Source organism: Marvinbryantia sp. (assembly GCF_047017445.1).
Classification (GTDB): domain Bacteria; phylum Bacillota; class Clostridia; order Lachnospirales; family Lachnospiraceae; genus Marvinbryantia.
In genome coordinates, this window is record NZ_JBKXTT010000007.1 from 224,949 (window position 1) to 234,384 (window position 9,436).

Below are 9,436 nucleotides of genomic sequence, written 5' to 3' on the forward strand. Positions count from 1 at the left end.
GGCACCCATCGCGGGCGCCCGTTTTGCGATTATTTTGCGGCGTTCTCGGCAAATTCCGTCGTTACCAGATTTTCGTAGGGAACGCGCCCGGAAAGCTCTCCTGCGGTGTCGAGGATATCCTGCAGGAGCGTGAAGCTCTCTTCTTCAAATATTAGATTTTCTTTCCAGGTATCCTGTTCGGCGTAGCGTGTGACAATCGCGGTGATGGTCTCCAGGTCGCTGTCCGGGAACTGCGGAGCGATAACCCCGGCAATCTCTGCCGGTGTGTGGCTGTTTACGTAATCCATGCCCTTTTGCAGCGCGTTCGTGAAGCCCTGGATGATGTCGGGATGCTCCTCCATATAGCTGGATTTTGCGCTGTAGGAGGTGTAGGGGACATAGCCGGAATCGACACCGAGAGAGGCGACGACGTAACCGACTCCTTCTTTTTCAAGTGCAGTTGCGGAAGGCTCAAACTCTATCGTGAAATCTCCCTGCCCGCCGGAGAATGCGGCAGCGGTGGAGCCGAAGTCGATGCTCTGGTCGATGGTAAGATCTGCGAGCGGATCAATGTCGTGCTGCTTTAGGATATATTCAAATACCATTTCCGGCATACCGCCCTTTCTTCCGCCAAGCACCTTTGCGCCCTTCAGATCGTTCCAGTCAAAGTCCGGCATTTCTTTCCTTGCCACCAGGAAGTTTCCGGCGCGCTGTGTAAGCTGTGCGAAGTTTACCACATAATCGTTTGCCCCCTGGTTGTAGGCATAGATTGTTGTCTCGCTTCCCATAAAGCCGATCTCGGCATCGCCGGAAAGGACGGCGGTCATCACCTTGTCGGCGCCGAAGCCGCACACCAGCTCCAGGTCGATGCCTTCTTCAGCAAAATAGCCAAGCTCGATGGCAGCGTACTGCGGCGCGTAGAAGATGGAATGCGCCACCTCGTTCAGGGTGACTTTCTGCAGGGATGCTTCCGTTTCCGCAGCGCACGCCGGAAACGGAAGGGCTGCGGTCAGAAGAGAGGCGCAAAGAAGCGCAGTCAGTTTTCTTTTCATAAATAAACTCCGTGAATTTACTCGTCAGAGTTAATATATGCAGGGAGCAAAATGATGTGAGGGAACATTTATTTTCGCGAGTACCGAACCAAGCGAATGTGCCGCCCACAAAAATCTCTGATCCATAGCATACTTGCCTGGAACGGCGGCTGAAAGTAAACACATAATAAAAAGGACTGCCGCCTAAGCAGCAGTCCTCCAAAACCATCTTAAAAATCCCCTTACTCAATCGGTTCAAAATCAGCCACACCGTGCTTGCAGAGCGGGCAGATGAAATCATCAGGGAGCGTGTCGCCCTCGTAGATGTATCCGCAAACCTTGCAGACAAAGCCCTTCTTGCCCTCAGTCTGTGGCTTCGGCTTTACATTTTTCTGATAGTAGGTGTACGACATGGTTTCCTTATCGGACATCACGCGCGCCTCGGTTACGCGGCAGATGAACATGCCGTGTGTGTCGAGATCTACATAGGATTCCACCTCAAGCGACATAAACGCGTTGATGTAACGCGGCAGGAAAGCGAGACCGTTATCGGAGTAGAGCGGTGCAAAGCCCTCAAACTTGTCTGTGGTTCTTCCGGTCTGGAAGCCGAAGCGCTGGAAGATCTCGAACGGCGCTTCCACGGACAGGCAGTTTACGTTCATCTTACCGGTCTGTTTGATCACATGGTGCGAATAATTCTGTTTATTAATATTTACCGCTACACGGTTCGGCGTATCTGTGAGCTGTGTTACGGTATTTACGATCAGACCATTGTCCTTCTTGCCGTCGTTGCTGGTGACAACGTAAAGACCATAGCCGATCTTGAAGAGTGCAGTCATATCGTTCTTGTTTGCCTTTTCCGGCGACTGCGCGATGTAGTCCTTGCAAAGCTCTGCAGCCAGTGCGTCGAGGGCTTCTTTTGTCTCTGCCTTTACGGAAGACTTGATTGTAACCTCAGTGTTTGCGTAGGTGAGCTTTTTGCATTTTTCGAGCATACCCTTCATCACCTTAGTTGCGAGCGGCGCCCAGGTACCGTTCTGGATAAAAGCAACCGTGCGGTTCTGGAAGTTGCGCTCTGTCAGATGGTCGATAAACTCACGCATAAACGGGAAAATCTCCGCGTTGTAGGTGGTGGTGGCGAGCACCAGCTTCCCGTAACGGAACGCGTCGGCCACTGCCTGCGCCATATCTGTGCGCGCAAGATCGTGTACGATCACCTTCGGGCAGCCCTCGTCCGCCATTTTTGCAGCGAGAAGTTCAACCGCTTTCTTTGTATTTCCGTAAACGGAGGTGTAGGCGATTACGATGCCCTCGCTCTCTACCTTGTAGGAGGACCAGGTATCGTAAAGACCGATATAATGTCCAAGGTTTTCCGTCAGCACCGGTCCGTGCAGCGGGCAGATAATCTGGATGTCCAGAGTGCCGGCAACCTTTAAAAGGTTCTGCACCTGTGCGCCGTATTTGCCGACGATGCCGATGTAGTAGCGGCGCGCCTCGTCGTCCCACGGCTCGTCCACGTCGTTTGCGCCGAATTTTCCGAAGCCGTCAGCGGAGAAAAGAACCTTTTCCGTGCTGTCGTAGGTCACCATAACCTCCGGCCAGTGAACCATCGGGGCGAATACAAAGGTGAGCAGGTGCTTACCGAGCGAGAGCGTGCCGCCGTTTTCTACGGTGTGTCTCTTTACAGATTCGTCCAGGTCAAAGAACTGATCCATCATCGCAAAGGTTTTTACGTTCGCAACTACGGTCGTGTCCGGGTATGCTTTCAGAAAATTGGCAATATTTGCGGAATGATCCGGCTCCATATGCTGGATAACGAGATAGTCCGGCTTTCTGCCATCCAGAACAGCGGCAATGTTGTCCAGCCATTCGTGGGTAAAATGGATATCGACGGTATCCATAACGGCAACCTTTTCATCGAGAATAACGTATGAATTGTATGCCATGCCATTTGGTACGACGTACTGGCCTTCAAAAAGATCAACCTTGTGATCATTTACGCCAACGTAACGGATGTCGTTCGTGATTTTCATAAGAGGTCCTCCATTTGTTAGTATTTAAAATTCGTTTTCATTATAATATAGCATTTTTAAAAAAGCAACGGAAATGTGACAGCTTCTGCAGGCGGTTGTAACAAGGCAGTATTGCAGGCAGTTAACAGCCGGCTTCCGCCAGGTATGCCTTCAAAGCTTTTGCAAGCTGGTCCGGACAGGAGGTGGGACGCATCCCGCAGGGTACGCCATCCAAGCGGCGGATAACGTCGTGGATCTCCATACCCTCCACAAGCTTGCCGATACCGGTGGTGTTTCCGTTGCAGCCGCCGATAAAGTGAACATTTTTCAGATGATTATCCTCCACCTCAAATTCTACTGCGGAGGAGCAGACGCCGCTGTTTTTGTGTACGTAGGTGTTGTTATTTTTTGTAAGTTTTCCCATTGTAAGTATTCCATCCTTTCTGGTAAGATATTCTTGATTTTCAATATATGGTATCATATTTTTGCAAAAAAAGCCACTGTAACATGCATATTTTGAAGGTTGCTAACAGGGGCGGATTCGTGTTATAATATCCACGTTGACAAGGTGAAGCGTGAAACTGACGAGAAAGAAGTGAAGAAATGCGGGACGTTTTAGACGTACATACACATACGCTGGCGAGTGGACATGCCTACAACACGATCTGGGAGATGGCGAGTAGCGCGCGGAAGAAAGGGCTTGCGCTCCTTGGCATTACGGATCATGCGCCGCAGATGCCGGGAAGCTGTCATGATTTTTATTTTTCCAATCTGAAGGTGGTGCCGCGCACGCTGGAGGGTATCACGGTGCTGCAGGGAGTGGAGCTGAACATCATGGATTATGAGGGAAAGGTGGATTTGCCGGAGAATATCCTGCGCGAGATGGATGTGGTGATCGCGAGCCTGCATACGCCGTGCATCCAGCCGGGCACAAGGAAAGAAAACACAGACGCATACATCGGCGCGATGAAAAATCCTTACATCAACATCATTGGACATCCCGACGACGGGCGCTATGAGATAGATTATGAGCGGCTGGTGGCAGCGGCGAAGGAGACGGGTGTTCTGCTGGAGATCAACAATAATTCTCTGAACCCGGACGGTTTCCGACAGAATGCAGAGCCGAATGACCGGGAGATTTTGAGACTGTGCAAGGAACAGCAGGTTCCGGTGATCCTGGGGAGCGACGCACATGTGGCGACGGACATCGGACGCCATGAGCGGTGCGTAAGACTGTTGGAGGAGCTGGATTTTCCGGAGGAGCTGGTGGCGAACCGCAGCGTGGAAGCGCTGATGCAGCATATTAATTATGGAAAACGCGATGGAATATCAGTGGAGGGAAAAAGATGAGCAAAACAATCAGAACGGAAGCAGTAGATCATCTGTTTGAGGCGGTGCTTCAGTTAAAGAACAAAGAAGAATGCTATCTGTTTTTTGAGGACGTCTGCACGGTCAATGAGCTGCTGTCGCTGTCACAGCGCTTTGAGGTGGCGCGGATGCTGACGCAGAACAAAACCTACCTGGAGATCGCGGAGCAGACAGGGGCTTCCACGGCCACGATCAGCCGTGTAAACCGCTCTCTGAACTACGGAAGCGACGGATATCGGATGGTGTTCAGTCGCCTGGAAGAGAATCAATAAGTTTTTCGATGATCTGCTTTTTTACGTAGACATCAAAGCTCAGCAGGCAGAGGAAGGAGAAGAGGCGCAAAGCATCGGCTCCTTCCTCCGGTGCGTCCGCAAATGTGGACATTGCTGTCTGATAGTCTGCGAGCAGATCCTCTTTCATATGCGCCATCTGTCCCTTTTCCATGCTGAATACCTCGCGGTAAAGGGATTCGATGTTTAAGCCGTCCTGGTTTTTAAAATATTTTTTTGCCAGCGGGTTGAGCAGCGACTGGATGTCGGTGATCGAGAGAAAACCTTTAAAATAATAAATAAAGATTAAAATCAACACATGCTCCTTGGAGTATTTCTTTTTGTCCGGCGCCGGCAGCAGACGGTTTTTGGCGTAATTATTGATCATGGTCTTGGTGAGTATCTTGTCTTCCGGGTAGCGCTTTGCGGCGGAGAGCTGGGCGTCCATAAAGGTTGTCACCTGATCCATGTATAAGTCAATATTCGGAATATCATCCGGTTTAATGTAGTCCATATGGGAAAGGCTGTCCAGAATGCTCTGGAGCATATTGTCTGGGTTAATCGTCATAATCACGTATCCCTCCTTCTGGACTACATTATACAGTTTTTAAAACTACATGACAAGTATAAAATAAATTTTCGGAGGAAAAATGAGTACATATGATCATTTAAACGATATGCAGCGGGAGGCGGTCCTTCACACGGAAGGTCCGCTTTTGATACTGGCGGGCGCAGGAAGCGGCAAAACGCGGGTTCTTACGCATCGCATTGCATACTTAATAGAAGAAAAAGGGGTGAAACCGTGGAATATCCTGGCGATCACCTTCACAAATAAGGCGGCGGGCGAAATGCGCGAGCGCGTGGATAAGCTGGCGGGACCGGAGGCGGGCAGCGTCTGGGTGTCCACCTTCCATTCGCTGTGCGTGCGCATTCTGAGGCGTTTTATCGACCGGCTCGGCTACGAGAATAATTTTACGATCTACGACACGGACGATCAGAAATCGTTGATGAAGGATATCTGCAAGAAGCTGAATATTGATACAAAGATGTTAAAGGAACGCTCCATTCTTGCGGCGATTTCTTCAGCAAAAAATGAGCTGATCTCGGAGACGGCGTTTGAAAAGCAGAATTTCGGGGACTTCAAGGGGCAACGGATCGCTGCGGCATATGTGGAGTATCAGGCGCAGCTAAAGCGCAACAACGCGCTCGATTTTGACGACCTTCTGGTGAAAACAGTGGAGCTTTTCCGGAACCATGAGGATGTGCTGGCGTATTATCAGGATCGTTTCCGTTATATCATGGTGGACGAGTACCAGGACACAAATACAGCGCAGTTTCAGCTCATCAGTCTGTTGGCGGCAAAATACCGGAATCTTTGCGTGGTCGGCGACGACGATCAGTCGATTTACAAGTTCCGTGGGGCAAATATCCGCAATATTCTCGACTTTGAGACGGTGTTCGACGATGCGAAGGTGATCAAGCTGGAGCAGAATTACCGCTCCACGCAGCATATTCTCGACGCGGCGAATAATGTTATCAAAAATAACGTGGGCAGAAAAGAAAAGTCCCTCTGGACGGAGAATGAGGAGGGCAGCCTCATTAAGGTAAAGCAGTTTCCAAACGCCTTCGACGAAGCGGAATTTGTTGCTGAAAATATCGCCGGGCAGGTGCGCCGCGGCGAGGCGCAGTATGGGGATTTTGCCGTTCTTTACCGCACGAACGCGCAGTCGCGTCTGTTTGAGGAAAAATTTCTGATGGCGAATATTCCCTATAAGATCGTTGGCGGGGTAAATTTCTACGCCAGGAAGGAAATCAAGGACCTGCTCTGTTACCTGAAAACCGTGGACAATGCCCGCGATGATCTTGCGGTGCGCCGCATCATCAACGTTCCGCGCAGGGGAATCGGTGCGGCGACGCTGACAAAGGTGCAGACCTATGCGATGGATCAGGACATCAGCTTTTATGAGGCGCTGGAACAGGCGCAGGAGATCCCGGGAATGGCGCGCAGCAGTGGGAAGCTGCAAGACTTTGTCACCTTTATACGGACGCTGCGCAGCCAGGCGGAGTTCCTGAGTGTGAATGATCTGCTTTCTCAGATTATCGAGTCGACCGGCTACGTGAAGGAGCTGGAGGCGGAGGATACGGACGAGGCGCGCGCTCGCATTGAGAATATTGACGAGCTGATCTCGAAAGTTGTTACCTACGAGGAGAGCACCGGCGATCCGACTTTGAGTGGCTTTCTGGAGGAAGTAGCGCTGGTGGCGGATATCGACAGCCTTGATGAAAATGAGAGCCGGGTGGTGCTGATGACGCTGCACAGCGCGAAGGGGCTGGAATTTCCGAACGTTTACCTGACCGGACTGGAGGAAGGGCTTTTCCCAAGTCATGTGGGGTTTGATGAGGACCCGGAGGCGCTGGAGGAGGAGCGGCGTCTCTGCTATGTCGGCATCACGCGCGCGATGAAGCATCTGACGCTTACCTGTGCGCGGATGCGCATGACGCGCGGCGAGACGCATATGAGCGCGATCTCGCGTTTCCTGCGGGAGATTCCGCAGGAACTGCTGGAGACGAACCGGAAACCGGCGGGAGCAAAGGAGCCGTCAGATGGTCAGGCGCCAGAGCGGGGAAGGGGCTTTAAAAAGCCGGAGCCTCCCGCAGATTCACCTTATATGCAGGCAAAGCGGGCGTTCCATAGCAAGGCGTTTGACGCGAACCAGTTTAAGGTGACGAAGGCGGATCATCTTGATTACGGCGTCGGCGACACGGTCAGACATATCAAATTCGGCACCGGTGTGGTAGAAAATATCACGGACGGCGGCAAGGACTACGAGGTGACTGTGAATTTTGAGCGCTGCGGCGTGAAAAAAATGTTTGCGGCATTTGCAAAGTTGCAGAAATTGTAAATTTAGTATGGTAAAGACAGACGTTTTGTGTTATACTATGGAAAAATACGAAATGAACTCTAAGAAAGGATGTGCAGGACATGAACAAGTGGGAAGATTTATTGGCAGTAATCCAGAAAAAAGAAGATGAGAAAGCAAAAAATACAGTGCTGTGGATTTTGGCGATCATCGGTGCGGTAGCAGCAGTTGCAGGCATCGCAGTTGCAGTTTACAAATATCTTACGCCGGATTATCTGGAAGACTTTGACGATGACTTCGACGACGATTTCGACGATTACTTCGAAGACGAGCTGGAAGAGGAAGAAGAAAAAGAAGAAGCTCCGGAAGAAGAAAAAGAGGAAGACGAGGAAGAAGAAATCTTCGTGGACGAAGAGGAAAAACCGGCTGCAGAAGAATAAATGCCGGCAAGAAAAAGAAATGAGAGAGCCGCCGCATATATTGCGGCGGTTATTTTTTGGAGGAAAGCGTATGAAAAAGGGACAGATCCTGGAAGGGAAAATCAGTGAAATCTTATTCCCGAATAAGGGCGTGACGGTGATTGAAGGGGAGGAAAAGCCAGTCATCGTAAAAAACGGCGTTGCCGGGCAGCGGGTGCGGCTCGCGGTCAACAAAATCCGCAAGGGAAAGGCGGAAGGGCGCATTTTGGAAATTCTGGAAAAAGCGCCGCAGGAGATAGAACCGCAGTGTCCGCATTTTGCAGACTGTGGCGGCTGCACGTACCAGAACCTTCCCTATGAGGAGCAGATTGCCATGAAAGCGCAGCAGGTGAAAAAGCTGCTCGACGACGTGTGCCCGGAATACGAGTTTGAGGGAATCCTTGGCAGTCCGGAGCAGTTTGGCTATCGCAACAAAATGGAATTCTCCTTCGGGGATGAATATTTTGACGGACCGTTGGCACTCGGTATGCATAAACGCGGGAGCTTCTATGATATCGTGACGGTCTCGGACTGCCGCATTGTGGACGAAAATTTCCGTAGGATTCTGGCGTGCGTGCTGGCGTATTTTCGGGAAAATCCGGCACCGTTTTATCATAAGCTGAAACATACCGGCTATCTGCGCCACCTGCTGGTGCGCAAGGCGAAGAAGACCGGGGAGATTCTGATCGATCTCGTGACAACCTCGCAGACGGAAAGCCTTGGTGCGCGGATGGAGCAGAAAGCGGCGGAAGATTGTGATGCGCTGACTGGTGAGGTGGCAGAGGAAAGCCTGCTGCGCGGATTGTCGGAGCAGCTGTGTGCGCTTGACCTTGACGGGACGATCGCGGGCATCCTGCACACGGTAAACGACAGCCTTGCCGATATCATCAAAAGCGACCGGACGGATGTCCTATATGGAAAAGATTTTTTCTACGAGGAGCTTCTGGGACTGCGCTTTAAGATATCGCCGTTTTCCTTTTTCCAGACGAACTCCCTGGGCGCGGAGGTGCTCTATGAAAAAGTACGCTCCTACGTGGGTGAGACAAAGGATAAAACGATTTTTGACCTTTACTCCGGCACCGGAACCATCGCGCAGATTCTTGCTCCGGTGGCAAAAAAAGTGGTCGGCATAGAAATCGTGGAGGAAGCGGTGGAGGCGGCAAAAGAAAACGCAGCCGCAAACGGTCTCAATAATTGCGAATTCCTGGCAGGCGATGTACTGAAAACTATCGACTCCGTGGAGGAAAAGCCGGACATCATCGTACTTGATCCGCCGCGCGACGGCATCCATCCGAAGGCGCTGGAAAAGATAATAGCCTTTGACGTGGATAAGATTGTTTATATTTCGTGTAAGCCGACCAGCCTTGCAAGAGACCTTGTGATATTGCAGGAGAAGGGGTATCGGCTGGAAAAAGGGTGTTGTGTTGATTTGTTTCCGGGGACGGAGCATGTGGAGAC

General features: G+C 51.1%; 8 protein-coding genes and 1 pseudogene. 5 read left to right on the forward strand and 4 right to left on the reverse strand.

Features of this window, described 5'->3' with window-relative positions; genetic code table 11:
* Positions 1–29: 29 nt before the first annotated feature.
* The 3 genes from ACLU9Q_RS10505 to ACLU9Q_RS10515 all read right to left on the reverse strand — a co-directional run bounded on the left by ACLU9Q_RS10505 (position 30) and on the right by ACLU9Q_RS10515 (position 3,446).
* Entirely contained in the window at positions 30–1,031 is a 1,002-nt protein-coding gene (locus ACLU9Q_RS10505; protein WP_412625197.1) for an ABC transporter substrate-binding protein, read from the reverse strand.
* Between the two features lie 221 nt (positions 1,032–1,252).
* Positions 1,253–3,043 (reverse strand): flavin reductase, encoded by a 1,791-nt coding sequence (locus ACLU9Q_RS10510; protein WP_298513669.1) that lies wholly within the window; start codon positions 3,041–3,043, stop codon positions 1,253–1,255.
* A gap of 121 nt (positions 3,044–3,164) precedes the next feature.
* Positions 3,165–3,446: a TIGR03905 family TSCPD domain-containing protein gene (locus ACLU9Q_RS10515; protein ID WP_298513665.1), complete on the reverse strand. Its 282-nt coding sequence runs from the start codon at positions 3,444–3,446 to the stop codon at positions 3,165–3,167.
* Between the two features lie 179 nt (positions 3,447–3,625).
* On the opposite strand from ACLU9Q_RS10515, the gene ACLU9Q_RS10520 reads away from it, so the two are divergent.
* Entirely contained in the window at positions 3,626–4,372 is a 747-nt protein-coding gene (locus ACLU9Q_RS10520; protein ID WP_298513662.1) for a phosphatase, read from the forward strand.
* Positions 4,369–4,662 (forward strand): YerC/YecD family TrpR-related protein, encoded by a 294-nt coding sequence (locus tag ACLU9Q_RS10525; RefSeq protein WP_298513659.1) that lies wholly within the window; start codon positions 4,369–4,371, stop codon positions 4,660–4,662. Before ACLU9Q_RS10520 ends, ACLU9Q_RS10525 begins: the two co-directional genes overlap by 4 nt.
* On the opposite strand, the gene ACLU9Q_RS10530 is transcribed toward ACLU9Q_RS10525, so the two are convergent.
* Positions 4,637–5,227 (reverse strand): DUF1836 domain-containing protein, encoded by a 591-nt coding sequence (locus tag ACLU9Q_RS10530; protein WP_298513656.1) that lies wholly within the window; start codon positions 5,225–5,227, stop codon positions 4,637–4,639. The genes ACLU9Q_RS10525 and ACLU9Q_RS10530 overlap by 26 nt on opposite strands.
* An 82-nt stretch (positions 5,228–5,309) precedes the next feature.
* Here ACLU9Q_RS10530 and pcrA point away from each other — a divergent pair, with 82 nt between their 5' ends.
* From pcrA to rlmD, 3 genes and pseudogenes are all read left to right on the forward strand, one after another.
* On the forward strand, positions 5,310–7,562 hold the full coding sequence (gene pcrA, locus ACLU9Q_RS10535) for a DNA helicase PcrA (RefSeq protein ID WP_412625198.1): 2,253 nt from the start codon (positions 5,310–5,312) through the stop codon (positions 7,560–7,562).
* Between the two features lie 80 nt (positions 7,563–7,642).
* Positions 7,643–7,858 (forward strand): annotated as a pseudogene (locus ACLU9Q_RS10540) (hypothetical protein); the annotation flags it as partial.
* Between the two features lie 172 nt (positions 7,859–8,030).
* The coding region (gene rlmD, locus ACLU9Q_RS10545) for a 23S rRNA (uracil(1939)-C(5))-methyltransferase RlmD (protein WP_412625199.1) at positions 8,031–9,436 on the forward strand (1,406 nt) is incomplete at its 3' end.

Bases quoted from the DNA above. Each gene is read 5' to 3' on its own strand.
- ACLU9Q_RS10525 (WP_298513659.1), top strand. From the start codon at position 4,369: ATGAGCAAAACAATCAGAACGGAAGCAGTAGATCATCTGTTTGAGGCG.
- ACLU9Q_RS10515 (WP_298513665.1), bottom strand. From the start codon at position 3,446: ATGGGAAAACTTACAAAAAATAACAACACCTACGTACACAAAAACAGC.
- ACLU9Q_RS10520 (WP_298513662.1), top strand. From the start codon at position 3,626: ATGCGGGACGTTTTAGACGTACATACACATACGCTGGCGAGTGGACAT.
- ACLU9Q_RS10510 (WP_298513669.1), bottom strand. From the start codon at position 3,043: ATGAAAATCACGAACGACATCCGTTACGTTGGCGTAAATGATCACAAG.
- pcrA (WP_412625198.1), top strand. From the start codon at position 5,310: ATGAGTACATATGATCATTTAAACGATATGCAGCGGGAGGCGGTCCTT.
- ACLU9Q_RS10530 (WP_298513656.1), bottom strand. From the start codon at position 5,227: ATGACGATTAACCCAGACAATATGCTCCAGAGCATTCTGGACAGCCTT.
- ACLU9Q_RS10505 (WP_412625197.1), bottom strand. From the start codon at position 1,031: ATGAAAAGAAAACTGACTGCGCTTCTTTGCGCCTCTCTTCTGACCGCA.